At 48.5% G+C, this 23,271-nt stretch carries 30 protein-coding genes; 3 read left to right on the forward strand and 27 right to left on the reverse strand.

Translation table 11 applies throughout. From position 1 onward, the window contains the following. Nucleotides 1-65 precede the first annotated feature (65 nt). The 11 genes from B0X71_RS10765 to B0X71_RS10815 all read right to left on the reverse strand — a co-directional run bounded on the left by B0X71_RS10765 (nucleotide 66) and on the right by B0X71_RS10815 (nucleotide 8,511). On the reverse strand, nucleotides 66-1,403 hold the full coding sequence (locus B0X71_RS10765) for an RNA-guided endonuclease InsQ/TnpB family protein (RefSeq protein WP_077589409.1): 1,338 nt from the start codon (nucleotides 1,401-1,403) through the stop codon (nucleotides 66-68). Nucleotides 1,404-1,522: 119 nt separating this feature from the next. Beyond that, nucleotides 1,523-1,807 carry a hypothetical protein gene (locus B0X71_RS10770; protein ID WP_077589410.1) on the reverse strand — a complete coding sequence of 95 codons (285 nt, stop codon included), beginning with the start codon at nucleotides 1,805-1,807 and terminating at the stop codon, nucleotides 1,523-1,525. Between the two features lie 240 nt (nucleotides 1,808-2,047). Then, nucleotides 2,048-3,607, reverse strand: coding sequence for a lmo1851 family serine protease (locus B0X71_RS10775; RefSeq protein WP_077589411.1), 1,560 nt, complete (start codon nucleotides 3,605-3,607; stop codon nucleotides 2,048-2,050). Between the two features lie 35 nt (nucleotides 3,608-3,642). After that, nucleotides 3,643-4,344: a purine-nucleoside phosphorylase gene (deoD, locus tag B0X71_RS10780; RefSeq protein ID WP_077589412.1), complete on the reverse strand. Its 702-nt coding sequence runs from the start codon at nucleotides 4,342-4,344 to the stop codon at nucleotides 3,643-3,645. Between the two features lie 69 nt (nucleotides 4,345-4,413). Continuing rightward, nucleotides 4,414-4,629, reverse strand: a complete 216-nt coding sequence (locus B0X71_RS10785) for a YozE family protein (RefSeq protein WP_077590974.1) — start codon at nucleotides 4,627-4,629, stop codon at nucleotides 4,414-4,416. Between the two features lie 50 nt (nucleotides 4,630-4,679). Further along, nucleotides 4,680-5,105, reverse strand: coding sequence for a peptide-methionine (R)-S-oxide reductase MsrB (gene msrB, locus B0X71_RS10790; RefSeq protein ID WP_077589413.1), 426 nt, complete (start codon nucleotides 5,103-5,105; stop codon nucleotides 4,680-4,682). After that, nucleotides 5,102-5,632, reverse strand: a complete 531-nt coding sequence (gene msrA, locus B0X71_RS10795) for a peptide-methionine (S)-S-oxide reductase MsrA (RefSeq protein ID WP_077589414.1) — start codon at nucleotides 5,630-5,632, stop codon at nucleotides 5,102-5,104. Before msrA ends, msrB begins: the two co-directional genes overlap by 4 nt. A gap of 16 nt (nucleotides 5,633-5,648) precedes the next feature. Further along, entirely contained in the window at nucleotides 5,649-6,224 is a 576-nt protein-coding gene (locus tag B0X71_RS10800) for a YpmS family protein (RefSeq protein WP_077589415.1), read from the reverse strand. Next, a complete protein-coding gene (locus B0X71_RS10805) occupies nucleotides 6,224-7,030 on the reverse strand; it encodes a GDSL-type esterase/lipase family protein (RefSeq protein WP_077589416.1) in 807 nt (268 codons plus the stop codon). The genes B0X71_RS10800 and B0X71_RS10805 overlap by 1 nt, the downstream gene beginning before the upstream one ends. A 15-nt stretch (nucleotides 7,031-7,045) precedes the next feature. After that, a complete protein-coding gene (locus B0X71_RS10810) occupies nucleotides 7,046-7,882 on the reverse strand; it encodes a DegV family protein (RefSeq protein WP_077589417.1) in 837 nt (278 codons plus the stop codon). Nucleotides 7,883-8,007: 125 nt separating this feature from the next. Further along, complete coding sequence (locus B0X71_RS10815; protein WP_077589418.1) at nucleotides 8,008-8,511, reverse strand: dihydrofolate reductase; 504 nt, start codon at nucleotides 8,509-8,511, stop codon at nucleotides 8,008-8,010. Between the two features lie 681 nt (nucleotides 8,512-9,192). Between B0X71_RS10815 and B0X71_RS10820 the strand changes: the two genes are divergently transcribed. Continuing rightward, the gene (locus B0X71_RS10820) at nucleotides 9,193-9,624 is read left to right on the forward strand and encodes a hypothetical protein (RefSeq protein WP_077589419.1); all 432 of its coding nucleotides are present in this window, start codon (nucleotides 9,193-9,195) and stop codon (nucleotides 9,622-9,624) included. A gap of 492 nt (nucleotides 9,625-10,116) precedes the next feature. Here the strand turns inward: B0X71_RS10820 and B0X71_RS10825 are convergent, their stop codons facing one another. The 5 genes from B0X71_RS10825 to B0X71_RS10840 form a co-directional block, all read right to left on the reverse strand. After that, nucleotides 10,117-11,097, reverse strand: a complete 981-nt coding sequence (locus B0X71_RS10825; protein WP_077589420.1) for a thymidylate synthase — start codon at nucleotides 11,095-11,097, stop codon at nucleotides 10,117-10,119. A 196-nt stretch (nucleotides 11,098-11,293) separates the two neighbouring features. Then, nucleotides 11,294-11,884, reverse strand: coding sequence for a YpjP family protein (locus B0X71_RS10830; RefSeq protein WP_077590975.1), 591 nt, complete (start codon nucleotides 11,882-11,884; stop codon nucleotides 11,294-11,296). Between the two features lie 213 nt (nucleotides 11,885-12,097). Beyond that, nucleotides 12,098-12,232 (reverse strand): hypothetical protein, encoded by a 135-nt coding sequence (locus tag B0X71_RS21580; protein ID WP_269750080.1) that lies wholly within the window; start codon nucleotides 12,230-12,232, stop codon nucleotides 12,098-12,100. Between the two features lie 16 nt (nucleotides 12,233-12,248). After that, nucleotides 12,249-13,016, reverse strand: coding sequence for a class I SAM-dependent methyltransferase (locus B0X71_RS10835; RefSeq protein ID WP_077589421.1), 768 nt, complete (start codon nucleotides 13,014-13,016; stop codon nucleotides 12,249-12,251). After that, nucleotides 13,013-13,450, reverse strand: a complete 438-nt coding sequence (locus tag B0X71_RS10840; protein ID WP_077590976.1) for a BrxA/BrxB family bacilliredoxin — start codon at nucleotides 13,448-13,450, stop codon at nucleotides 13,013-13,015. Before B0X71_RS10840 ends, B0X71_RS10835 begins: the two co-directional genes overlap by 4 nt. A 232-nt stretch (nucleotides 13,451-13,682) precedes the next feature. On the opposite strand from B0X71_RS10840, the gene B0X71_RS10845 reads away from it, so the two are divergent. Together B0X71_RS10845 and B0X71_RS10850 are read left to right on the forward strand one after the other, a co-directional pair. Further along, entirely contained in the window at nucleotides 13,683-13,958 is a 276-nt protein-coding gene (locus tag B0X71_RS10845; protein ID WP_077589422.1) for a hypothetical protein, read from the forward strand. Between the two features lie 8 nt (nucleotides 13,959-13,966). Beyond that, nucleotides 13,967-14,221 carry a hypothetical protein gene (locus B0X71_RS10850; protein ID WP_077589423.1) on the forward strand — a complete coding sequence of 85 codons (255 nt, stop codon included), beginning with the start codon at nucleotides 13,967-13,969 and terminating at the stop codon, nucleotides 14,219-14,221. Nucleotides 14,222-14,481: 260 nt separating this feature from the next. On the opposite strand, the gene B0X71_RS10855 is transcribed toward B0X71_RS10850, so the two are convergent. From B0X71_RS10855 to B0X71_RS10905, 11 genes are all read right to left on the reverse strand, one after another. Continuing rightward, nucleotides 14,482-14,673, reverse strand: a complete 192-nt coding sequence (locus tag B0X71_RS10855; RefSeq protein WP_198038579.1) for a hypothetical protein — start codon at nucleotides 14,671-14,673, stop codon at nucleotides 14,482-14,484. 80 nt (nucleotides 14,674-14,753) lie between these two features. Next, the gene (locus B0X71_RS10860; RefSeq protein ID WP_077589424.1) at nucleotides 14,754-15,218 is read right to left on the reverse strand and encodes a hypothetical protein; all 465 of its coding nucleotides are present in this window, start codon (nucleotides 15,216-15,218) and stop codon (nucleotides 14,754-14,756) included. Nucleotides 15,219-16,002: 784 nt separating this feature from the next. Further along, nucleotides 16,003-16,188, reverse strand: a complete 186-nt coding sequence (locus B0X71_RS10865; RefSeq protein WP_077589425.1) for a hypothetical protein — start codon at nucleotides 16,186-16,188, stop codon at nucleotides 16,003-16,005. Nucleotides 16,189-16,236: 48 nt separating this feature from the next. Further along, nucleotides 16,237-16,653 (reverse strand): hypothetical protein, encoded by a 417-nt coding sequence (locus tag B0X71_RS10870; protein ID WP_077589426.1) that lies wholly within the window; start codon nucleotides 16,651-16,653, stop codon nucleotides 16,237-16,239. Between the two features lie 25 nt (nucleotides 16,654-16,678). After that, nucleotides 16,679-17,242 (reverse strand): hypothetical protein, encoded by a 564-nt coding sequence (locus B0X71_RS10875; protein WP_156889859.1) that lies wholly within the window; start codon nucleotides 17,240-17,242, stop codon nucleotides 16,679-16,681. A gap of 241 nt (nucleotides 17,243-17,483) precedes the next feature. Beyond that, the gene (locus B0X71_RS10880; protein WP_077589428.1) at nucleotides 17,484-17,906 is read right to left on the reverse strand and encodes a hypothetical protein; all 423 of its coding nucleotides are present in this window, start codon (nucleotides 17,904-17,906) and stop codon (nucleotides 17,484-17,486) included. Between the two features lie 80 nt (nucleotides 17,907-17,986). Next, entirely contained in the window at nucleotides 17,987-18,184 is a 198-nt protein-coding gene (locus tag B0X71_RS10885; protein WP_077589429.1) for a hypothetical protein, read from the reverse strand. Between the two features lie 147 nt (nucleotides 18,185-18,331). Then, nucleotides 18,332-18,634, reverse strand: a complete 303-nt coding sequence (locus B0X71_RS10890) for a hypothetical protein (protein ID WP_077589430.1) — start codon at nucleotides 18,632-18,634, stop codon at nucleotides 18,332-18,334. A 254-nt stretch (nucleotides 18,635-18,888) separates the two neighbouring features. Further along, a complete protein-coding gene (locus B0X71_RS10895) occupies nucleotides 18,889-20,016 on the reverse strand; it encodes a conserved virulence factor C family protein (protein WP_077589431.1) in 1,128 nt (375 codons plus the stop codon). Between the two features lie 22 nt (nucleotides 20,017-20,038). Then, nucleotides 20,039-21,907 (reverse strand): ABC-F family ATP-binding cassette domain-containing protein, encoded by a 1,869-nt coding sequence (locus B0X71_RS10900; RefSeq protein WP_077589432.1) that lies wholly within the window; start codon nucleotides 21,905-21,907, stop codon nucleotides 20,039-20,041. Then, nucleotides 21,904-22,539: an HD domain-containing protein gene (locus tag B0X71_RS10905; RefSeq protein ID WP_077589433.1), complete on the reverse strand. Its 636-nt coding sequence runs from the start codon at nucleotides 22,537-22,539 to the stop codon at nucleotides 21,904-21,906. Before B0X71_RS10905 ends, B0X71_RS10900 begins: the two co-directional genes overlap by 4 nt. Between the last annotated feature and the right edge of the window lie 732 nt (nucleotides 22,540-23,271).

A 23,271-nucleotide genomic window follows, 5' to 3' on the forward strand; every position in this document is an offset into this window, starting at 1 on the left:
CCCACGTTCCATGTCACAAGCCTTGAATTCGTGGCGTCCCGACCACTACTCAGCGGGAAAATACGTTAGCTGGAGACGGGGGCGGCTAAGAACCCCAAATCCGACAGCGTGCGGATGCCGTAGTTCTTGAGGTTGAGGGCCGCGTTATGGTCCCGGTCGATCATGGCTTGGCAATGCGCACACGCATACGTCCGTTCAGAAAGCCGCAAGTTCTCTTTTTTTGTGCCGCAGGCGCTGCACAGTTTACTGGATGGGAAGAAGCGGTCGGCGACGATGTAGTGTTTCCCTTTTCGTTCCGCTTTGTATTTGAGCATATTACGGAACAGGCCGAAGCCGTTGTCGTGTAACTTTTTGCCGAGTCTCAGGCACTGCGCCAGGTTTGTCAGATCCAGGTCTTCCACCACAATCGCATCGTAATCATTGGTTATCTGGTTACTTTTCTTGTGGAGGAAGTCGTTCCGCTGATTGACGGCCTTCGCCATCGTCTTCTGGTAGTTCTTGAGCGCTTTCTGGTAGTTCTTCGAATCGATCGGATTTCCGTCTTTATCCTTCGGCGCCCGTTCCTTCTTCCGTGCCAGCGACTTATTCTGCCGCCGCTGCCGTTTCTCGATGAGGCGGTGGAACCGCGGGTATTCCGCCTTTTGCCCCTCGCTGTCCATGTACAAATCGGATTGGCTGTAGTCCAAGGCGGTAATTTTGGATGTGGCGACCTTTTCCACGAGTTGCAGCTTTTCAAATGGATAATCGACGGAAATGGCCACGATGTAGCGGTCACCTTCCCGTTTGATGGTCGCCTTTTTGATCAGCCCATCGGCGGGCAGTTCCCGATGCAATCGAACGGGTATACCTTCAGGGAATTTCGGGATGCGCAGGAACGTCACCCCGTCCCGTGATTCGATGCGGATGTTCCCGTTCGTCTGATTAGTCGTATAGCTGAACCTGCCCTGCTTTTTACTGTGGAACTTCGGAAGGCCTTTGACATCCTGAAGGGATGGCGCATAGCCGTCCTTCATCTTCTGACGAACCGATTTTTTATACTGCAACGGTCGCTTGCCGTACGTCTCGTTGTACTTTTTGATGGCCGCCTGGAAACGGATCTTGGCATCATTGTACACAAACGAATCATTCGACCGATCCAGGTAGTCGAACCGTTCAGTGATGGTCGTGTAATTCGGGACCTTATACGTAAGGAATCCGCCTGAGAAGCTGACGGCCTCAAGGTGCTCGTACAGCCCCGCCACGTACTCATTATAGATTTTGCGCTCGCAGCCGAACGCCATCTCGAGCCGCTGTTTCTGTTCGTCCGTGGGGAAAATGGCGAAACGGAAGGCGCCCGTCACCCATCCACCAGGCAATTGCTTTTTCGTGCCTTTGATGTGACTTCCCTTCTTGTCAGTCCCCATGACTTTTTACTCTTCTTTGTTACCTGCCAAGCCGCTCAGAAAAAACAGCGGCAGCTCCCACGGACGGCTATGAGCTCCTAGCTGTTCGGTCCCCAATCTGAACGGCCGACCCCATAAGGTCAGCCGTTTGTGTTATCACCGTCCGTGTAATCGTGAATCGTTTCCAGTCGGTCTTCCACCCGCCGGTACAGATCTGACAATCCGGCTTTTTCCGGTTCGGTCAGATTCGAATTATTGATCCGCTCAAACGCAGCTTCCAATTTCTCAGCGCGGGTTCGCCTGAGACGCGGATGCGTCAATTCATCATTCAGTTCCAATGCGATGAATGATTCTAATTCTTCCTGTGTGTTAATCTTTTCGACAGCACTCCTGTCATTCCAGGTCTTCTTGAAAGCTTCGATCATATGCAAATCACTCCTTTTGCCCCTCCGGAAGGTTCCGGTCAATTTACTTTGGCCTATTGTTCGGTTTTTCCCTCTCCGACGTCTACTCAAACCCATGCCGCAATCCGCCAAATGAATATGGCGATGCCTCATTTGCCTTGTCCGAGTCTATACCGGCTGAAGTCTTGTCCACCATCATTGGAGTACCTTTCAGCATTGACCGCATGAAAAAAGCGGACAGCTGGAGCTGTCCGCCATTCATTATTCCGGTTCTGTCTGCTGATCATCTGCAGGTTCTTCCGCTGCATCTTCAGCTGATGGTTCTTCGGCTGCCGGCTCCGAGACAAGACCCGCTTCTTCAACAATGACTTCCACTGCCCGCTGTACGAGCGGGTCATCATTCTCGATTTTTTCACGGAGCGCATCTATGACCGCGTACGAAGTGTCTCCTGTCAGAATGCCGGTCACTTCCAGTTCATTGTCCTCCTGGAAAGTTTCCACAGCCTCTGTAAGGGTTTCATCGAACAGGCCATCCACTTCACCGACTTCATAGCCGATTGCCTGCAGCATTTGTTCCGCCACTTCCACTTCTTCTGAAATGACGCCTTCCTTCAATTCTGCCTCTGTATCAAACAGCGGCAGCGTCATATAAGCCGGATAGCCGATTTCCACATCCGGCGCAATGCCGGTCTCATGAATCCAATTGCCGTCCGGTGTCAGCCATTTGGCCGTCGTGAACTTCAGGTTGGCACCATCCGGCAAGTCATTTGCCGTCTGCACTGTCCCTTTGCCGAAAGAATTCTCCCCGACCAGCGTTACATCGGCTGACTCGCTCAAAGCCCCTGCGAGAATCTCTGAAGCGGATGCACTGCCACCATCTATCAGCAAGGTCACAGGCACATCGATTTTATCGCCACCCGTAGCCCGGAAGATTTCCGATTCCTGATTACGCGGTTCCACCTGGAACAGAATCTCGCCTTCTTCAACAAATAAATCGGCGATTTCACGGGCTGTTGTCAGCAATCCGCCTGGATTCCCCCGGACGTCAAGCACTAAAGCTTCCATGCCGGCCTCTTCCATATTCGCTAAAGCTTCAACCAGCTCCGTGTAAGTATCCTGGGAAAAGCTCGTAATCCGGATATGCGCCACATTTTCACTGATCATTTCCGCATAGACCGTCTCAAGCGGAATCTCATCCCGTTCCACAGTGAGGTCAATCGTGTTGCCGGAATCACCGCGCTGAATCGTCAAGGTTACTTCCGTGCCTTTTTCCCCGCGAATCAGCATAACCGCGTCGGTCACGCTCATCCCTTGGATGCTTTCCCCGTCCACGGACAGGATTTTATCTCCGGGGAGGATACCGGCTTCTTCCGCCGGTGAATTGGCGATCGGCGATACAACAGTAATCAGACCATCCCGTTCCTGGATTTCCGCTCCGATTCCCTCAAAGCTTGAAGAGATGCTGTTCATGAACTGCGTTGCCTCTTCCTGGCTTAAGTAATCAGAGTATGGATCATCCAGCGCTTCAACCATTCCGTTGATGGCTCCATTAATCAAGGCATCACTTTCCACTTCTGTATAATACTCGCTTTGCAGCTGATCATAAGCACTGAAGAGTTTCTGGAATTCCTGGCGTGCAGGTGCCCCGACTTCCACCGCTTTTTCTTCACCGAATGTCAGCGCAAAAACGGTAAGACCGGCAGTCGCCAGAACCAGAAAGAAAATCAGCATGATGAACTGAAAGGTTCGCATGCGGATCGAGTTTGCCGGCGTTTCTTCTGGAGCAGGTGTCTGATCCTGCCCCGGCCGCTGTTCATTCATTCATTTCCCTACTTTCACTGTGAAAACTGCTGTTATTACTGAACTGCTGCGTCAAGTGCAACGATGATCATGTCGTTGAATGTCAGTTGGCGTTCTTCAGCGGTTGTCACTTCACCAGTCAGCAAATGATCACTGACTGTCAGCACAGCCAGAGCCTCGCGGCCGAATTTGGCAGCAAGCGTATACAGGGCTGCTGTTTCCATTTCAAGACCAAGCACGCCATACTGCGCCCACTTTTCATGGTCCGCGTTGTCGTTATAGAACAGGTCTTCTGTGAATACGTTACCGACGCGAAGGTTCAGACCCTTTTCCTGTCCGGCGTTATACGCTTTCAGCAACAAGTCAAAGTTAGCGGTCGGCGCGTAATTCACCCCATTGAAAATGATGTCATTCAGACTGGCGTTCGTGGAAGCGCTCTGTGCGAGAATCACATCACGCACTTTCACATCATGATGGATGGAACCGCATGTACCGACACGGATCAATTTCTTCACGTCATACTCATTCATCAGTTCCGTAATGTATATCGAGATGGAAGGCACACCCATTCCAGTCCCCTGGACGGAAACGCGTTTCCCTTTATATGTTCCTGTGTAACCGAACATATTCCGGACTTCATTGTATTGCGTCACGTCTTCTAAAAACGTTTCCGCGATGTACTTGGCGCGCAGCGGATCTCCCGGCAGGAGAATAGCTTCTGCGATGTCGCCTTTTTGGGCATTAATGTGAACACTCATTTTAAAACCTCACTTTATTTTAGTCTGTACTATCATACTGTTTTTTAAGTGCTGTTGCAATTGAAGACCTTATCTCTCTTCGTATGCCCGCCAAAGTTCATCAAAGACAGCTGCCGGCATATCCGCATCCGCTTTTTCTTCAAGGTATCGGGAAAGCCCATCAAATTCCCTTGATGTTTTCGGAAAACCGTGGTCATTGAACATGGCTTCCGCAAACCGCGCATACGGATCCCGCTTGCTGCCGCCCCGGTAGGCAAGCGCAAATTGGTAAAACGATTTATTCACCTGGTTTCCTCCGCTCATCAGAAAAGCCCGGGCAGCCGCCGGGCCATCTGTCATTCGAATAATTTTCTGTATTCACCGTAGCCATTTTCCTCAAGTTCATCTTTCGGCACGAAGCGCATCGCAGCTGAGTTGATGCAATAGCGGAGACCGCCTGCTTCCTGCGGCCCGTCCGGAAATACGTGACCGAGATGTGAATCCGCCGTCTTGCTTCTTACTTCCGTCCGGCGCATGCCGTAGCTTGTATCGGAATGCTCGGTCACTTCGGGTGAATCGATCGGCTTCGTGAAACTCGGCCAGCCACAGCCTGCATCATATTTATCTGTTGATGAAAACAACGGTTTGCCGGAAACCACATCGACGTAAATCCCTTCATCAAAATGCGCGTCATATTCGTTCTGATGCGGCGGTTCAGTGCCGTTTTCCTGGGTCACATGGTACTGCATCGGCGTCAATTTTTCCTTCAGATTATCTTTCATAGCTGATCCCCCCAATTTTTTTCAATAAATGCGGCGCGTCCCGATCCCACATTGTACCGGTTGTAATGCCCCGGGTTTTTCTTATAGTAATCCTGATGGTGTGCTTCAGCCGGATAAAAGGGCTTGGCATCCCGAATTTCAACAGCCACCGGTTTTGAAAAGCGGCCGGATAAGTCCAGTTCCCGCTTCGATTTTTCCGCTGCCTGCCGCTGTTCTTCCGAATGGACGAAAATAGCGGTCTGATAAGAAGAGCCCCGGTCGAAAAACTGGCCGCCGGCATCTGTCGGGTCTATCTGCGTCCAGAATACATCCAGCAATTTTTCATATGGGAAAATGTCCGGCTGAAAGGTGATCTGGACTGCCTCCACATGGCCGGTTCGGTTCGAACAGACCTGTTCATACGTCGGATTCGGCAAATCCCCTCCTGTGTAGCCGGAAACCACGGATTCGATGCCCGGCAATGTATCGAAGGGTTTTACCATGCACCAAAAACACCCGCCGGCGAATGTCGCTTTTTCTGTCTTCATCCAATCACTCCTTCTATCAATTTCGGACAGTTACCCGAAGACGGATATCATCCGCATCCAAATCGAATTTGATCGCTTCCACTGTCATTCCGTTTTCAAGCGGAATGGCTGGCAATTGCAACAGCACAGCTTCTTCACTGCTCTGCACTTCCATGAATTCCGGCAAATCCACAGAGTCTTCCAGGAGTTTGAGTGCCTGTCCCGGCGGTATTGCAAGCCGGCCGACCTCCACTGACTTTTGCTCCAGCAGAAGACTGCCGTCCGGCTGTACGACCGGCTCAAATTTCAATAAAATCGGCAATGTGGCCGAAAAAACCTGCAGTTCCGTCGACAGGCTGACATCCTCTTCCACTGCCAGCGTCAGCGGCATGTTCTCGTTGCCCATCTCCTGCCGGATAATCGTATTCGCGATGCCTTCAAAATCTCCTTTTGTTGTACGGATGATAAGCGAATTGCCGGCAGCTGTCGATTTCGCTGCAGTATTGTAGGAAACGAAGTCATCAGCCGGTGTAACCGCAGCAAAAACCAGCAGCATTACAGCCAGCACAACAGCGCCGAACAGAACAAAAAAAGCGGCTTTCCAACTATTCATCAAGCAGCCTCCTCTCCAAATGCGATATCGCATTCCTGCATCCGTTCCAGTATGCGTTCGGTCATCAAATCATAGCCTTTTGCATTCGGATGAAAGAAATCCGTATGGTAAACCAGGTTTTCATTTGTATAGAAAAATTCGCTGACCGGTATAAAACACGCCTGCGGATCTTCATCGATCACTTCCATGACTTCTTCATTGAATGCAGCAATAATATCATCAAATTCCGTCGCATCTCCTGTGAAGATCGAGAGCGGATTATAAATGCCGAGCATGATGATCGGGGCGTTTTCATTCAGCGCACGAATTTGAGTGATGATGTTGCGGTAACGGGTGTCGAATAATTCCAGCTCTTCGTAAAACGCTTCCGGTGTCAGTGAGAACAGGTTGTTCTTCACTACTTTCATCACATCATTGCCGCCGACCGTCATCACAATATAATCGGCTTTCGTTACAGGGCCAGTCAGCTTGCCTTCCTGGAACATCGCGAGCAGCTGATCGCTCCTCCGGCCGCGCTTCGCCGTATTTTGCACCATGACCCCTTCCACGCCCGGCCAGTCAGTCATCTCAACCGCCAGCCGACCGACATAGCCCCCGCGGTTATCTTCATCTCCCACGCCTTGTGTCAGGGAATCTCCAAGTGCGGTCAGTACAATGGTCTGTGGAACGAAGGTGGGGGCGACTGCGAATTCAGTGAAAACCGGCTCTGTCCGGGGATTGGCTTCATCCTGCAGGAATCGGAACGGGCTGTTGCTGCAGCCGGCCAACAGCAGTAGCAGAAGGACAGAGCCAACAAGCTGTTTCATATGAACTCCCCTGCCTTATTCAGCATAATACATGAAGCCGATGGCTCCGATGCCGGTATGTGTCGCAATCACCGGCGTTGTGTAGCTGTAATTCGTTTCATTGCCCGCTTCTGTCAGCCGTTTCAGCAGTGGTTCAGCCATCGCCTGGCCTTCTGCATGAACAAGACCGACGCCTTTGACGAGCTTGCCAGCCGTCTCATTGCGGAATTGATCAAATAAGTACTGCACCACTTGTTTATGGCTCCGGACTTTTGCAACCGGCGTATACTCACCGCCTTCAAGAGAAGCGATCGGTTTGATCTTCAGTAAAGATCCGAGCATCGCGCGGCCTTTGCCGATTCGCCCGCCCTTCACCAGGTTATCGAGCGTATCTACCACCACGAACAAGGAAGTTGCAGCCCGGATCTGTTCAACCCTGGCTGTAATTTCTTCCACCGTTTTTCCGGATTGCGCCATTTCAGCAGCTTCCAGCACCTGGAACGCAAGCGCACGGGAAATAAAACGGGAATCGATCACCGTTACATCGGCTGCCGTCTGAAGCGCCGCTGTCCGGGCCGATTGGACTGTTCCGCTCATCCCGCCTGTCATGTGAATCGAAACAATCGGCGTTCCATCCTGGCCGAGCCGGTCATATAATTCCGCAAAGACGCCGGGTGACGGCTGCGAACTCTTTGGCAGTTCGTCCGACTGTTCCATCAGTTTGAGAAAAGACTGCGGTTCAAGATCAACTCTATCCAGATACGTCCGGCCGCCCACTTGGATTGAAAGCGGAACAACATGGATATTATATTTTTCAATTGTCTCCCGTTCGAGATCCGCTGTTGAATCTGTCACAATATGCACATTAGCCATAATTACACTTCCTTCATTAAGTCTATTCCTTTTGAAAGGCTTTCTAAAACTTAGTGTATCGGAAAAGGTCCGCTGACCGAAAAAACAGACCGCCTGGGATCTGATTTTCGTTTCATGGCATTCTGTTAACCGGGTATTTGATCCGCCTCGGCCCGCTCGTAGACAAGAAATGTATACGGAATTCCATCAGCAGATATGAGCTGGCCGGAATCAGAGACCAGGCGCCAGTCCGAATCGCTGTACGCAGGGAAAACCGTATCGCCATCGAACGCCTGTTCAATCCGGGTCACATAGAGCCGATCAGCCTTACTTAACGTTTCCTGGAAAATCTCAGCGCCTCCGATGATCATGACTTCTTCATTGACATCGGCAGCAAGCCGGATAGCTTCATCCAGCGAATGCGTCACAGTGATTCCGGGCGCTTCGAAATCCGGCTGCCGGGTCACGACGATATTCGTTCGGTTAGGCAGCGGACGGCCGATGGATTCATACGTTTTTCGGCCCATGACGATGCCTTTGCCGATCGTCTGTTGTTTAAAGTACTTGAGATCTTCCGGAATATGCCACGGTAGTTCGTTATCCTTGCCGATGACGCGGTTGATGTCGTGTGCAACTAACAGTGAAATCATAGAAGTCCTCCTCAGACGGCCACTGGCGCTTTGATCCGCGGATCCGGATTATAGCCTTCAATTTTTGTTTAATCCAATTAAATTTAACTACTTTCTATACAGCGTAGCCTTGGTTATTATTATACCGATTTTTTTCTAAAACTAAATTATTCCCATTGCTGCCTTTACTTTAATTTAGATCATGTTGAATGTCTCTGTTGATATTCCACAAAACAGCTCCACTTTCCGCAGGCTTGCGCCGAACTAACTCGGACTTAAAAGCCCGAGTGGATTTCGGCACTTCGCTTTCCCGCAGGAGTTTCCGCTGTTTGCTCCATATTTTTTGCAGTGAAAAAATCAACATTGTTCTTTAACAAAGCCTTAATTCATATCCTTCTAACTTTTGCACCCAAATCTCAAAGTCCGAACGACCGCCGGAAATATTCCCTACTCATTTAGATTCTGTACGAATTGCACAGATAAACACCGTTTGCGTATTTTCTGTTCCCGCTTTCAATTTTCATAGCCTGAGGAATACATAAAGATTTATCCCCAATCACTTCGGCCATTGATTTGGCTCTGGCTTCTAAGCTCATCTCATTTTAACACAGTATGTCACAGTGATACCTGCCCTTAACAGAAACTTCACTTATACTACTAATTAAAAGAAGTTGAAATAGAGCGGCGGGAGGAGAGCCATACATGCAAAATCTATGGCAAGATTTTTTGAACATCATCGACTTGGATAAAGCAGACAGGCAGAACGCACAGTTGGACATTTTGAAGGAATTTCCGAGTGGATACCCACAGGAGAGACTCTTGTTAAGTTTACTGGACGAAATTGAACAACTTTTTCAAAGCAGAGAATTTACGATGCTCTGGTTTAATAACGGCCGCCGCATCTATTTCAAGCATGTCAGTAAAGAAGATATGAAGTTCATTTATCACGCATGGGGAAAACTTGCGGGGAATTATATTCTCTTCTTGCCTAAAGACGCCTCCATAAGGCGCCAGAGAGTTGAAGACGAAGAGGCGTTTATCGGCCAATGTCTTAAAGCACACAATCAGCTGGTCGTGAAAACCGAAGATGCTTATGTCGTTTTGCATCTTACCTTAACTGAAAAAGTATACTAGCCCGATATAAACGCGGTCATTCAAAATCGATAACCATTCGCGACTACTAAGGTCGCTTTCAATCCAGTCGGTAATAAATCATGAAGACGATCACTTCATTCTTCTGTACTCACTACAGAACAAACATTTCAGGGTTCAATGAGACTTAATAAGTAGAGTTGTTACTTTGCGCTGTAATAAATTAAATAACTTTATTCCCTGGTCCCTGTTCTTCTTCCCCTGCATTCCGTCGCTTTCACAGTAAGATCGTTTCGTTGAGTTGATAGCAGCTTTTGCATAGCATTAAAAACAGACTTCCGATTGTGGCTACAATCAGATGTCTGTTAATTGTTCAAATAAAGACTACTTAAGTCAAAACCAAATATTAAATTTATTAAGCTACTGTCCTGTTCCATGGCAACCTATACATTCATGCTGGGATTCAGGTTTTAATTAAACAACTCAAAAACTCCATCTCAATCGGTTTCAACTTAAAGTGAACAGTTTTCGGGTTCAAACCGCTATTGGAGCTTTTATAGAGGGATGCGGATTATACCCTTCGATCGTCAAATCCTCCATCTCAATATCAAAGACTGAGTGCTTGCTTGGATTAATTTTTAACGTTGGCAGTTCACGTATGTCGCGTGATAATTGCTCTTTCACTTGTTCGATATGGTTTGAATAGATATGCGCGTCGCCAAGGCTATACACGAATTCCCCGACTTCCAAATCACATTCCCTGGCGATCAAATATGTAAGTAACGCATACGACGGGATATTGAAATTTGCCCCAAGGAAAGAATCGGCGCTGCGCTGCGTTAAGTGGCAACTCAACTTACCGTTCGCCACATAAAACTGGAACATCACATGACAAGGCGGCAGAGCGGCTTTGCTTCCTTTAGCGCCAGCATTCACAACATCTTCTGGGTTCCATGCATTCACAATTAACCGACGGGAATCTGGATTTGTTTTAATTTGGTTAATGACGTCTTTCAACTGATCAATCGACTCACCTGTTGAAGCCGTCCAGTTGCGCCATTGTTTCCCGTAAACATTACCTAAATCCCCAAACTTCTCTGCAAACCTGTCATCCGTCAGTATACGTTCACAGAATGCTTCCATTTCTATCTTATATACCTCATTGAATTCTTCATCCACCAAGCATCTATTGCCAAAGTCCGTCATATCTGGACCGTTATATTCGTCGGATTCAATCCACTTCTTAAATGCCCACTCATCCCATATGTGGTTATTGTGTTGGAGCAAATAGCGGATATTGGTATCCCCTTTTATAAACCATAATAATTCACTTGCAATCAGTCGGAAGGGCGTGCGCTTTGTTGTGAATAAAGGAAACCCTTGTGACAGATCAAAACGCATTTGATAACCGAATACACTGAGAGTTCCTGTACCCGTCCGATCTTCCTTTTTCACACCATTCTCCAGGACGTATTGTAAAAAATCCAAGTATGTTTGTTCTGATTTATTTGACATTTCACTTCACTCCAATAGTTTTTCACCTTATCCATTATAGCTGAAAAAGCTAATTTTTGTAGGGGCTAAGTCAGTTTTTTCACTTTATCACTCAAGTTTCTTATCTGTTCATGCAAAGTAGCATTAATAGCATTTTGTCTTTCCAAAGATTGTCTTAATAATTTTTGAAACACAAAAGCTCCCGTTTTGCGGAAGCTTAAGAGAGCCATTTCGGCGGTGTATTTTTCGACCAGAAAATGTCTCCGACCGAATGATGGGATTCGAAATTATCAGCTGCTGCGTGGTAATGGAAATTGAAGGAATAGCCTTCCAGCGGTTTCTTTTCTGTCCGGACATGGAACCGCAAAAGATCTTCTCCGCTTTCTGAGTCATAGATATGGAAAATCTTTTCTGAGTGGTTGCCGGACGGATTTTCGCTTACCGACAGCCGCCGGAGGTGTTGACTGTCCAGAAATGCGGTATATTCATCGATTGCCTGCTGAATTTTGGGGAAAATGACGGTATCGAAATCCGGTCGGATCACCGGTCCGATGCGCGAACCGAATTTCACATAAGATTGTTCTTCAGCTGATTGATGCATCGATTCCACAATCATTTCATCCGTTACCCAGTACTTGGAAGGATCCGCCCATTCGGCTTCGTACGGACTGACATAATCAGCTGACGCAACTTTTGACGGTTCTTTTTCATCGAGGAAGTTTTCCCAAATCGCATGATTCGGAGAAATGACGCCGAACGTTGCGAGCGCGACTGTTATAACGAGCGATTTCTGCCACCAGTTTTTCACTTCTGCCACCTGCTTTTTGAACATTTTAGGAAACCTGCCAGCTGGGACAGGCTTTTCTTTCAGCTGAAGGTTTCATCTTCAATGCTTTCATTGTACAATAAAGTCATGATATAAGCCCTGTTTTTTTAGAAAAGGAGGAAAATTTCATGGATTCGTCACTTATCATCAGCATCGGATTTCTTGCGCTTCTGCTCTATTTGATTTCATTGAACTTTACGCATTGATAAATAGCTTCTGAATGAAGCTGATATCTCCCCAAAGAAGAAACCCATGCCGTTTCTGCAGAATGACTGCAGAAACGGCATGGGTTTCATTGTTTTTCATCGCTGAATCTCTATGCCGGTTCATACGGAATCGCTCTTTATTACCTGATGACGCCGTAGTGGAATTTCGTATTCGGTCGGACGCGCCGTTCGAATCCGTATTTTTCAAAGTCTTCCGATCGAAAATGGGCTTTCAGAACAATCGATTTCCGGGCGACCCGTCTCGCCTCGCGGACCCAGAGCGCCGACAGCTGATCAACCGCGGCGGCATCCCGGAATACTTCGAAATTCGCTGCACCCGCAATAGGCTCTGTGAACATCGGATCCATATAAACCACATCGACCGATTCATCGGGCAAAGAAGCCAAATAGGTTGTCGCATCTGCCTGCACGACCTGTATTCGCCGCATCGGCTCGATCAAATGCGCCAGCTCGGTGTAGATTCGCAGGCCCCGCTGTACGATGTAGGCGATGATCGGATTTGCTTCACATCCGGTTACACGGCCAGCTGCCCCGACCCGGGCCGAAGCGACAATGGCATCAGAGCCCATGCCCAGCGTGCAATCCAGAAACGCATCCCCCGGCGCCAGACCGGAAACAGAGACGAGCGGATCTTCTTCAAGCGGCCGCCGCGTGCGGAAGGCGGCAGAACTCGGATGGAAAAAGAACGGCTCCGTTTTACCGCGCAGGTAAAATTCGAGCCGTTCTTTTGTCACCGCTACAACATCGGCACCCGTTTCTGCCTGAATTTTGCCGATCGATTTTTTTCGGCGTTCAACGAATATCAGTCCTAGTTCGCTGGCGATTTGCCGGGCGTCAGCTGAAGTTTCCGGTGTCAGCCGGTAAGCGGTCGTCACAACAGTTTTCATTTTGCAGCAGTTTCCTCTAATGCGAACCGGACTTTGTCCCGGACATCTTCCACGGAATATCCCTCGATATGCTCTCTTGGGATGAATGCCGCGAGCTGGCCGTCCTTCAGCACGGCAACGGATGGCGAAGACGGAGGAACTTCCTCAAAGTAACTGCGCATCTGTGCAGTTGCTTCCTTATCCTGACCTGCGAATACCGTTACGAGGTGATCCGGTTTATGATCGGTTGCTTCCAGCGCTTCAATGACACCCGGGCGCGCAAGTCCTGCTGCACAGCCGCAGACCGAATTGATGACGACCAGGCTTGTTCCTTGTGCTTCTGCCACATGGCCATTGACATCCTCTGCCGTCGTCAGTTCGGTGAATCCATTGGAGGTCAATTCCTCCCGCATCGGTCCGACGATGCCTTTCATGTACTCTTCGTATGCGTTCATGCTTTCACAGCCTTTCATATCCTTTTATTTCCCTTGGTTTAGATAGGGTTGTTTCTACTTAAAAGTATACATTACTTTCGCTATTTTTCGCAGTCTGCCGTTTCGTTTGTTAGTTTTCTGTTATTTTTCGATCCACCGATCACCTCCCATCCCTTCTGTTGAATCTTATCGACCGAAACTTCTTATCTTCTGTCCAGCACTTCCCATATACTGGAAACAAGGAGTGGATGTTGTGAGTCAAAAATTATTAGTCGCTTATTTATTAAGCATCAGCCTTTTGGCTGCCTGTGCGGACGACACACCCGGAGTGGCTGAACCGGTAACCGAGGAAGTCCAAATGGAAGAAGCAGCTACTGAAGAACCCCTTGAGGAAGAGCCCGCTATTGAAGAAGCGGCTGACGCTGCAGAAGATGATTCTGTAAAAGAATCGATCGTCGAAGAACCGCCAGCTGAAAAACCGGTTTTAGAAGAGGAGCCAGTCGAGGAAAAAATCCTGAGACGTCAATAGAACCCGCCTTGGCAGACAAAGAGTATTACCTAACCGTTATTCAACCGGAAGTAGATCGAATCGCCGCTGAATTTTATCCGGCATGGGATGCTGTATGGAAGCAGACGATGGGTGCCGTGGAACTAGATTCAATTACAACGGAACAGGCTGAAAAGAATATGGCGGAATTAGAAGAGATGTACATACGCCTGCAGAAAGAGATTTCGATATTGCCGCAAGCCGGTCATTGGTTTGCAGCCATACTGTGCATTATAAGCAGGTAGAGAGCTCTTTATTCTATTTATACTCAGTAGTTCTTACAATTCTTTCATGAGTGCACTCACGAAGCAGGCTTTCTTTGCCTGTTCCGCTACTTGTGACCTTCCGGGACACCCCTCTCAATTTTAATTAAAATTATAATCGAAGTCTTTCATAGCTTCTACTCTCGCTTTCTGCCGCTCACTATTCGCTAGCAGTTCCAGCGTCTTCTCTTCATAGTTATAGCCAAGTACCCGCTTCAGCAAAGCATTCTCCACTTGGCGGTCTACGACTTCCTTCCTTCTTTTTTAAGGCGTCGGGTATATCTGAGATATTTGTTCTTCCAGTCATACAGCGGTTGTCTGCCTGTCCCCATATTCTGATCAATCTGCTCATCCATCAGACCGTCTCGTGCCCAGCCCTCTAGCTTAAGAAGCCCCTCTTCTGTCAACCACTCCTGGTACTTCCCTCTCGCCATTCCGTGTCATCTCTTTCACGCTATCCGCTTCTTGTGGCATATTAAAACCCACATCAAATGATGTGGGTTTTGTGTAATCATCATTCGATACTCTGTGCATTTATCGCTGGGAAATCATTATATGCCGGCCCGTTATATATACCGCGAATTGTTATCGATTCTCCGTTGCTGATTTCCTTTCCGGCTGAATTCAATACATGATAGCCACCTTTAGGAGTTTTCAGAGTAAACACATATCCATCTGGGATTGTCTCATTGCCCGAAGAAACCGCTTCACCTTTCACTTCTACCATTGTCCCTTCTTTAATGGTACCGTTTTGTAATTCTTCATAAGAATAAACATCGTTCTCTTCTTCAAGATTCGCTGGTGTCTCCGCTGGCGTCTCTGTCGGCGGATCTCCGATGATGAATACAGCGGCAAGGCTCGTAGCGAACATAGCTCCTGTAAGTGCAACTCCAATCTTGCTGCGCCAATCTTTGACGAGTATGACCAATAACAACGCGACAAATGAGATAATTGTAAGTAAAACTACAGCTTTGAACACACCTACCACTCCTCCATTTATTTACAGTCTACCTTTAAAAGAAACTGTAAACAATGGAGAGTTCACGACAAAAGCACTCCGAAGAGATGCCATTTGCCCAGAGCGAGGGTACTTCATACAGCGTGCGTCCGAGTGTGTCGTTCGTCTGGCCTTCCACGCCGTCCTTTCTTCTATTGTACAATGCTGAATTTCGTTTTAACTAATCGGATGGTACAGAAATACGCCTTCTGCATCAACGTCAGCCAGATTGCTGAAGGTTTTCATAAAGCATCGTGGCAATGCGACAACAGGAGTAGATTTTTGGGGGCGTAGGCGTAAAGAATGACCTTAAGTATCAATTTCGGGTGGAACGGCGGTCGGCCGTTCCCCGGATAAGGCCGACACCCTTGAACAGAAGCAGTCATTTCATTATTGTTAGTTAATTTACCTGACGGGAGAGATGATGGGCAGGACCGGCGGCGACTCCAGCGGAACCAGCGCAGACCGAAGACCCTGGACCGAGCATAAGCGAGGGAAGCGGCTGAAGCTGCGCCCGCGGAAAGCGTCCGGCGGGCTAGACATCAGCTAAAGACGATCAACTAAAAAAGATTTCTCGGAAAGGTCATTGCTCATGAGCTTTCTGGATAGATTCTCTCACTTCTTCAGTATTCTTTTTTACAGAGTTCTTACTTATCCAGAAATCGATCGATAACAACAGCTAGTTGGCTACGAGTCACAGGGTCACAGGCTCTCAGCAATCACAAGAAAACAAATAAAAAAGCGCCCAATGGACGCCATGCTGCTTTTACTCTTTTATGATTTCCAGCGACGAAATATTGTCGCCGTTAATGAAAATGGTCTCTGCTTCATCCAAAAACGTGTAATTGATTCTTCTGGAATTACCTGACGCCGATGACAGAAACTCATCAATCGAACCGTATCGCTCCGTCATATATTCCTTGCCGCTGCCCATTATAACTTTGATTTTCATTTCAATAACCGCCTTTCTTAAGTTGCACATCAGCCTTGCTTCGCCCGATCATTCATACAGGTGCTTTTCTGTATCCAAGTAGATTTGTTTAGCCTGTTCTTCCGTCACCTGATAACGAAACGCCGCTTCTTTCAGCGCGAGCTGCATATCCCCATGCATGCCGAATTCAATGCTGATGAAATCATACAGACTTAAATCATTTGGAGAAATATTTGTCCGGCGTTCGTCCACGATCCTTGACTTCCTGTGTAAATCCGGCGTGACGCGTGCAGCATTGCCATTGGCCACTTCCACTTCCGCGCCGGCCACCGTCCATCTATATTCCACCGGCAGACCTGTAGTTTTTTCGATATATATCAGGTCATTCCCTGAAGCTTCCCATTTACCGTGTGTATGCCGTTCAGCCAATAATTTATCCAGTGATTTCCCTCCATCAACAGGGTGGGTTTTCAGTTTCTCCAGCATTGTGGCGGCCCCTCCTTCTGTTTTATCAAGAACCAGTATCCACATCGTCTTTTTCAGCAACGCCTGTTATGACGGTCGCAATGATATTCGGCAATGCTGACGCCTCATCTTCACCGCCGTACGTTCCGTATGTGGTGATATGATCGCCTTCTGCCACTTCGGTCTCAGACATATTGGTAATCACCAATGGGCCTTCATCCGTTTCCAATGTGAATGTCGCACCGCCTACCTGCTCATTCTCCACTTCGCTTACTTCTCCTGCCACATAAAGCACTTCTTCCCCATACTCTCCTGCTGTCAGCATCTCGTAGTCCGCCTCAATCGCCTCTTCTATGATCTCCGCTTCCAATCCTTCAGGTATTTGATCATTGAGCGCTTCTTCTACCTCTTCTGCAGGCTCCTCTTCAACCGGCTCTTCTTCGGCGATTTCTTCTTCAGCCGGTTCTTCTTCAACACCTTCCTCTTCAAGCGGTGCTTCTTCTGCAGGTTCCTCTTCGATTGGCGGTTCCCCGACCGGTTCCGCTTCCTCTCCGCAGGCGGTGAGTGCAAACATTGTCAGTATACCAACGCTTAACATTCTAATCCTCATGCCAGCATCCCTCCTATGTAAGTTGAACTAATGATTTATCATGGTTGATACGTCACCAAACAGCCAGGCTTCTGGCGGGCTTGGCTCACAGGTGCAATAAGTTATCTGCACTGAAAACGAAGTGGCAAGCATACCTAGTTTTGCCCCTCTGAGCAGCCGGAGTATTTCGCATGTAAATTCTTCAGCTCATCTTACATGAGATCGATTGAGCAAAAACTAGCCGGCCCTCTCCTATTCAACTTTAGCTTCGCTCGTACAAATGTTTTTCGGTCGCCGTGTAAATCTCTTTTGCCTGTTCGAGATTTACATCATATTTGATGGTGGCTTCCTTCAATGCCAGCGCCATATCGCCATGCATGTTGACTTGGAATCTGACGAAATCATAGAGCCCCAATTGATCGGCTGGAATGACGGTGCGGCGCTCAGTCACAATTTCCGACCGATTATGCAGGTCGGGTGTCAATTCAGCAGCCTGACTGTTTGCCGCTTCGATACCCGTATCGGTAAGCGTCCATTTATACGTGACCGGCACACCGACCGAAGGCTCTGTAAAAATGACATCATTTTCGATCGTATCCCATTCCCCGTTGGCATGCTTTTCAAATAAGTATTCGTTAACCGGTTTTCCTTTGCTTGTCGGGTGGTTCTTCAGTCTGTCCAGCATTTCCTATCGGCCTCCTATTTGATTCCGCTTTCCGGATCAGCGGAATTCCTGGCAAAGGAATAGCCCTGCTGTCGCATGGGCTATTCCTTCATTGCTTTTCGCTTTTGCTGGCGAACCCACCAGTCAATGTGATCCTCATAAAACAGTGTCACGTGACCATATCGGATGTGCGGAAGTTTCTTATCCGCCAGCAAGTGAGTCACCTGCTCTTCCGTCAGCGGAAATCCTGCCAACGCCAAATAACAAAGCAAGTTTTCAATACCTTGAATTTTCTTCATGATAATCACCTCCCGCAAAATCCTCTTTGGTATATGCAACAAAGAAGATTCAGCATGAGTGGCTATCAGAAGTTGTGTTGTTATTCGTCCTTTTCCCTTATTCACAGCAAAAAAACCGCAAACATGGAATTGCAAAAATCCTGACACTTATTTCATATTATTATAATCTTCGTTAATGAACGCGAGCATATCCCTGAACACCCGGCCTTCGAACCATTCATATGGTACGCGCTGCGCCACATCCCCATCTTCTTTCACCCGCAAACTGCTTGCAGACAACTGCACAATCGCCAAATCATCAATATCTTCATTTTCTTCATCGAGGGAGAACTCCGAAAATTTCTCCTTGGCTTTGGTGAATAAATCGTTCCTTGCGACGGGATCCTTGAAATCCCATGATTCGTATTTCCCTTGATACAGCAACTCAATTGTATATATTTTATCATTCATCATGATTGCCTCCTTTCCCCCTGTAATTCCTGCTTATCCCTTCCTTTCAAACATTTTTGGCTAAATACGCAATGAAATGCCGGATTCAGCCGGTGTTGCCGTCATGAAAAGGGACGGTTCCGAAAGATCATGAATCGTGACTTTCAGGCAGTGCCGGTTCCGCGTTTTAAAAAAACAGGGAGAGAAAACCCGTCGGTTATTCTCTCCCCATTTTTGATTCAGCAGGGCTTGTCAGACAGCCCCTCAGCCAGTCTTTAATTGTTTTTCGCCGCTTGTCTCGCTTCGGTCATCTGACGCCAGACCGAGCCTTTCGCTTCTTCGCCGCCTTCGATGCGGGCGATGGCCATTTTCACTTGAAGCTTCACTTCAAATTCCTTATCGTCTTCAGCCGCTTTCAATGCCGGCAATGCTTTCTCTGTCCCCGTTTCATAAAGGAACATCGCTGCGCGCCAGCGCACGAGTTTATTTCGGTCGCCGAGCGATTCGATCATGGCATCTTCAAATTCTTCGAATCCAAGATCGCTGATGCAGTCGCCGGCAGTCCGTCTGACGGATGCACTTTTATCGTTCAAAGCCTGTTCCAGATAAGGAACAACCGCTTTATCCTCGATCATGCCGAGGTACACGGCGGCGAGGCGGCGGATGGACATCTTTTCATCGTCAAGCGCTTTGGCAAGGAGCGGCAGGTCGGACTCGTCCGGATCCGGCAGCTGATCGAGCAGCTGGAAGCGCGTTTCCCAATCCGGCACATCGAATTCTTCCAAGGTCACTTTCCGGCCGCGCGCTGCTGTTTCCGGCTGTCCATTTTGTTCTTTCTCAATCAGTGAATCGAGTCGCTCCTGCGGATAAGCCGCCTCGATTTCCCGAAGGACATTTTCGCCAATTTCCGCTTTTTCTCCGTAGCGGACGCCGTAATCCGCCCATTTGCGCTGGAAAATGTAATTCTCCTCGTCATCGCCCATTACTGCGTTCATCGCCTGCACGAAACGCTCCGGCATCCCAAAGCGCTCTTCGGACTGATTGTCGAATACTTTCACTTGAAGCGGAATACCTTTGAATTGCTGCACATGGACGTATACTTCGCCGTAATGCTCGTCGATCTCAACGTTTTCTTCCGCTCCGTCCCCTTCGCCGAATACGCGGCGCACTTCCGCAAGAATACCTTCCCAGTCGTATTTTGCGTTGCGTTCCACTGCCAGGAAATCCGCTACATGATAAATGCCTTTGACCCCATCGATCGTAAAGAGGGCCTGAATCTGCTCCGGCGCCCCTTCAACGGTTTCCGGTTTATAGTTATGGCTCTTTCCGAAAGGCAATTCCTGGTCAATGACCACTTTCATCGTATTCGGGCTCGGTGTCGGTTCAATCGTTATGATTTTCATTAATAGTCCCCCTGTGTTGAATTTATTGCGTTTCCATCAATTCCTGAAGATATGACCAGCGCTCGATCAATTCCTCGTACTCAGCATTCAGTTCGTCAATTTGCGCTTGCAGCTCCTGCAGCGCGGTAAAATCGGAACCGAGCGTCCCCATTTTCGCTTCCGCTTCTTCAATTGCCTGCTCGGTCTGTTCAATGCGTTCATGGATGGTTTCCCATTCTATTTTTTCCTTGTAAGAAACTTTTTTCTGCGTTTTTTCCCGGACGGGCTGCGTTTTTTTCGGTTCTATCGCAACCGGTTCCGGTTTCTCGCGAATAAAATCAGAGTAAAGTCCGAGGTATTCTTCAACTTGACCATCTTTGACCGCCCACAATTTTCCGGCAACCCGGTCAAGGAAAAACCGGTCGTGGGAAATCGCGATCACAACGCCGGGGAAACCTTCCAGGAATTCCTCGAGAACAGATAATGTCTGAATATCCAAGTCGTTGGTCGGCTCATCCAGAAGCAGGACATTTGGCTGTTCCATCAGTAATTTCAGCAAATACAACCTTTTTCGCTCCCCGCCCGACAGCTTGCCGATCTGCGTCCCGTGGGCGTTAGGCTGGAAAAGGAACCGCTCAAGCATCTGCACCGCCGACACGCGGACGCCTTTTGCTGTTTCAATATCGTTCGACGTTTCCCTTACGTAATCGATAATGCGCTGGGATTCATCCATTTTCGGCAAGTGCTGGGTGAAATGCGCAATTTTCACGGTACTGCCATAGTCAAGCGTGCCGGCATCCGGTTGAACCTCACCGGCCAGCAGTTTCATAAGCGTCGATTTTCCCGCTCCGTTCGGGCCGATAATCCCGATACGATCGCCGGCTTGGAGAAGAAAACTAACATCAGAAAAAATAACGCGATCGCCATACGCAACACGCAGACCCTCTCCTTCAATCACTTTTTTACCGAGCCGGCTCCCGGTCAGCCCAAGATCGAGCGATGTGTTATCAGCCGTTGAACTTACGTCCTCCTGGAGCTTTTCAAAACGCTGAATCCGGGCTTTCTGTTTCGTTGTTCGCGCTTTCGCTCCCCGCCGGATCCATTTCAGTTCAGAACGGAACCGATTTTCCAGCTTTTGACGGGTTGCCGCTTCCGATTCCTCCCGTGCAGCTCTTGCTTCCAAATAATCTCCATAATTCCCTTTATGCGTGTACAGCGTCTTATCCGCAAGTTCGAAGATATGAGTGGACACAGCATCCAGAAAATAGCGGTCGTGCGTGACGAACAGCATCGCAGAATTCATACGCGTCAGCGTCTCTTGCAGCCACTCCGCCGATTCAGCATCCAGGTGGTTCGTCGGCTCATCCAGCAGAATGAGATCCGCCGGTTCGACAAGCGTTTTGGCGAGCGCCACCCGCTTTTGCTGCCCGCCTGACAGTTCGGAGATTTCCCGGTCAAACATGTCGATGCCAAGTTTCGTCAATGCGGTCTTGGCCAATGCATTGATATCCCACGCATTGTGCTGTTCCATTTCGCTCTGCAATTTCAACAGGTCGTCCTGCAGCTCAGCAGACGACGAATCAATCATCATCCGCTGGAGCGCCGCCTCATATTGCCGGTTCAAGGTCAGCACCGGTGATTCTCCGGAGAACACAGCTTCAAGCACAGTTTGTCCCTCCGCAAAGACCGGATCTTGCGGCAAATATGTCACACGGTATTGCTTCGGGTGATCAACATCGATTGAATCCGCATCCGCATCCCCGGCAATGATTGATAATAACGTGGATTTTCCGGTTCCGTTCACACCGATCAACCCGGCACGTTCACCTGGTACAAGCGAAAAACCGATGTTTTCGAATAATGTTTTTGCCCCGACTGTTTTCGTCAGATTGGTTATATTTAAATGACTCATGCGTTTCCATCCAATTCGTTTTGTAGTTGCTGTAAATAGGATACCATAAATTGATGCCGATCCTGCGCCAGCCGCTTGCCGGCTTCCGTCAGCATTTTGTCTTTCAGGAGCAGAAGTTTCTCGTGAAAATGCGTTACGCTGGCTGTTTCTTTCGTCCGGTATTCTTCTGCTGTCATCGCGGTCCGGGGCTTTTCATCCAAATCGTACAGTTTCCGTCCTTTTGCCCCGCCGTATGCGAACGTCCGGGCAATTCCGACTGCACCGATGGCATCCAGCCGGTCGGCATCCCGCACGATGGCAGCTTCAATCGATGTGGCCTTCTCTTCATTGCCACCGTTGAATGAAACGGATCGGATGATGTTCCGAATCCGTTCCTTGTCCCGGTCACTGAGATCCAGCTGCTCCAGTATTTCCGTTTCCGGATCTTCCCCTTTTCGCGTATATTTCTTATCCGATACATCATGCAGCAGCACAGCCAGCTCCACAATGAACGGATCTCCTTCTTCCGTCTTTAAAATGGCCCGCGCATTATTCCGGACCCGTTCAATATGCTGCCAGTCATGGCTTGCATCAAATGTATCGTATATGGCCTTTACCGCTTTCATGCATTGCTGCAAAATCGCTTCATTCATGAATATACTCCTTCATGCTGTGACTTGACTGCCCGCTGGCCCTTATTCCGTAAATTGCGGAACAAGTTTATACACCCTCTGTCTATAATGGCTTCCGGCACCTATTATAACAAGTTTGCGCCATCCCTATGCAAACGGCATACTGTGGATTTCGTTTCTGACCGAAAGACTTAGTTCTATAAAAAAGGCTTTATCAAAAAACGGCTCTTCACCAAAGTCTGTACTTGACATGAAGAAATCACTTCAAGCGGGCGCTTTCCGCAAGCTTGGAAAAACCCGCCAGTCTTACGGAAAAACTTCTGCTCCTGCGCAAGCTCGTCGCAAACGAATCAGGCAGGGAACCCTGCCTGATTCGCTGCCTCTCCCATGGACGCACTGGTACGGGGTATCTTCATGATCATTCCAGCAGGCCCATTTTCAGGGGTTCCAGATTGCTTGAAGTGCAGGTGCACGACTCCTGCGGATCAGCGAGACGCCCGAGGCCCCGCAGGGAGCGCAGTGAGCGAGGAGACTCGGGCGCGAGCCCGCGGAAAGCGGGCACCGGAACAGAAAGCAACCGGTCGCACGTCTCCCTTACCTATTTTCCGAAAAAGGAAGCAGAAAAACACTTGACTGAACATAAGAAAGCGTCTGCCTGAAGCGATTTCTCTCAATCAAGTACAAGCCTTGTAACGAACCAAAAAAGAAAAACAATACTGCGTTTCATATAGCTCATAAAAAGATTAAAATTTC

Origin of the sequence: Planococcus lenghuensis (assembly GCF_001999905.1) — a bacterium.
Classification (GTDB): domain Bacteria; phylum Bacillota; class Bacilli; order Bacillales_A; family Planococcaceae; genus Indiicoccus; species Indiicoccus lenghuensis.

What these genes read in the sequence shown, in the direction of transcription:
- B0X71_RS10905 (WP_077589433.1), bottom strand. Translation starts at nt 22,539, where the DNA reads ATGAATGAAGCGATTTTGCAGCAATGCATGAAAGCGGTAAAGGCCATA.
- B0X71_RS10835 (WP_077589421.1), bottom strand. Translation starts at nt 13,016, where the DNA reads ATGAAAACTGTTGTGACGACCGCTTACCGGCTGACACCGGAAACTTCA.
- msrA (WP_077589414.1), bottom strand. Translation starts at nt 5,632, where the DNA reads ATGAAGACAGAAAAAGCGACATTCGCCGGCGGGTGTTTTTGGTGCATG.
- B0X71_RS10770 (WP_077589410.1), bottom strand. Translation starts at nt 1,807, where the DNA reads ATGATCGAAGCTTTCAAGAAGACCTGGAATGACAGGAGTGCTGTCGAA.
- B0X71_RS10865 (WP_077589425.1), bottom strand. Translation starts at nt 16,188, where the DNA reads ATGAAAATCAAAGTTATAATGGGCAGCGGCAAGGAATATATGACGGAG.
- B0X71_RS10810 (WP_077589417.1), bottom strand. Translation starts at nt 7,882, where the DNA reads ATGGCTAATGTGCATATTGTGACAGATTCAACAGCGGATCTCGAACGG.
- B0X71_RS10765 (WP_077589409.1), bottom strand. Translation starts at nt 1,403, where the DNA reads ATGGGGACTGACAAGAAGGGAAGTCACATCAAAGGCACGAAAAAGCAA.
- B0X71_RS10775 (WP_077589411.1), bottom strand. Translation starts at nt 3,607, where the DNA reads ATGAATGAACAGCGGCCGGGGCAGGATCAGACACCTGCTCCAGAAGAA.
- B0X71_RS21580 (WP_269750080.1), bottom strand. Translation starts at nt 12,232, where the DNA reads ATGAACCGGCATAGAGATTCAGCGATGAAAAACAATGAAACCCATGCC.
- msrB (WP_077589413.1), bottom strand. Translation starts at nt 5,105, where the DNA reads ATGAAAGATAATCTGAAGGAAAAATTGACGCCGATGCAGTACCATGTG.
- deoD (WP_077589412.1), bottom strand. Translation starts at nt 4,344, where the DNA reads ATGAGTGTTCACATTAATGCCCAAAAAGGCGACATCGCAGAAGCTATT.
- B0X71_RS10820 (WP_077589419.1), top strand. Translation starts at nt 9,193, where the DNA reads ATGCAAAATCTATGGCAAGATTTTTTGAACATCATCGACTTGGATAAA.
- B0X71_RS10825 (WP_077589420.1), bottom strand. Translation starts at nt 11,097, where the DNA reads ATGTCAAATAAATCAGAACAAACATACTTGGATTTTTTACAATACGTC.
- B0X71_RS10890 (WP_077589430.1), bottom strand. Translation starts at nt 18,634, where the DNA reads ATGAATGATAAAATATATACAATTGAGTTGCTGTATCAAGGGAAATAC.
- B0X71_RS10880 (WP_077589428.1), bottom strand. Translation starts at nt 17,906, where the DNA reads ATGCTGGACAGACTGAAGAACCACCCGACAAGCAAAGGAAAACCGGTT.
- B0X71_RS10805 (WP_077589416.1), bottom strand. Translation starts at nt 7,030, where the DNA reads ATGAAACAGCTTGTTGGCTCTGTCCTTCTGCTACTGCTGTTGGCCGGC.
- B0X71_RS10875 (WP_156889859.1), bottom strand. Translation starts at nt 17,242, where the DNA reads ATGAGGATTAGAATGTTAAGCGTTGGTATACTGACAATGTTTGCACTC.
- B0X71_RS10800 (WP_077589415.1), bottom strand. Translation starts at nt 6,224, where the DNA reads ATGAATAGTTGGAAAGCCGCTTTTTTTGTTCTGTTCGGCGCTGTTGTG.
- B0X71_RS10870 (WP_077589426.1), bottom strand. Translation starts at nt 16,653, where the DNA reads ATGCTGGAGAAACTGAAAACCCACCCTGTTGATGGAGGGAAATCACTG.
- B0X71_RS10840 (WP_077590976.1), bottom strand. Translation starts at nt 13,450, where the DNA reads ATGAACGCATACGAAGAGTACATGAAAGGCATCGTCGGACCGATGCGG.
- B0X71_RS10885 (WP_077589429.1), bottom strand. Translation starts at nt 18,184, where the DNA reads ATGAAGAAAATTCAAGGTATTGAAAACTTGCTTTGTTATTTGGCGTTG.
- B0X71_RS10855 (WP_198038579.1), bottom strand. Translation starts at nt 14,673, where the DNA reads ATGGCGAGAGGGAAGTACCAGGAGTGGTTGACAGAAGAGGGGCTTCTT.
- B0X71_RS10900 (WP_077589432.1), bottom strand. Translation starts at nt 21,907, where the DNA reads ATGAGTCATTTAAATATAACCAATCTGACGAAAACAGTCGGGGCAAAA.
- B0X71_RS10895 (WP_077589431.1), bottom strand. Translation starts at nt 20,016, where the DNA reads ATGAAAATCATAACGATTGAACCGACACCGAGCCCGAATACGATGAAA.
- B0X71_RS10815 (WP_077589418.1), bottom strand. Translation starts at nt 8,511, where the DNA reads ATGATTTCACTGTTAGTTGCACACGACATCAACCGCGTCATCGGCAAG.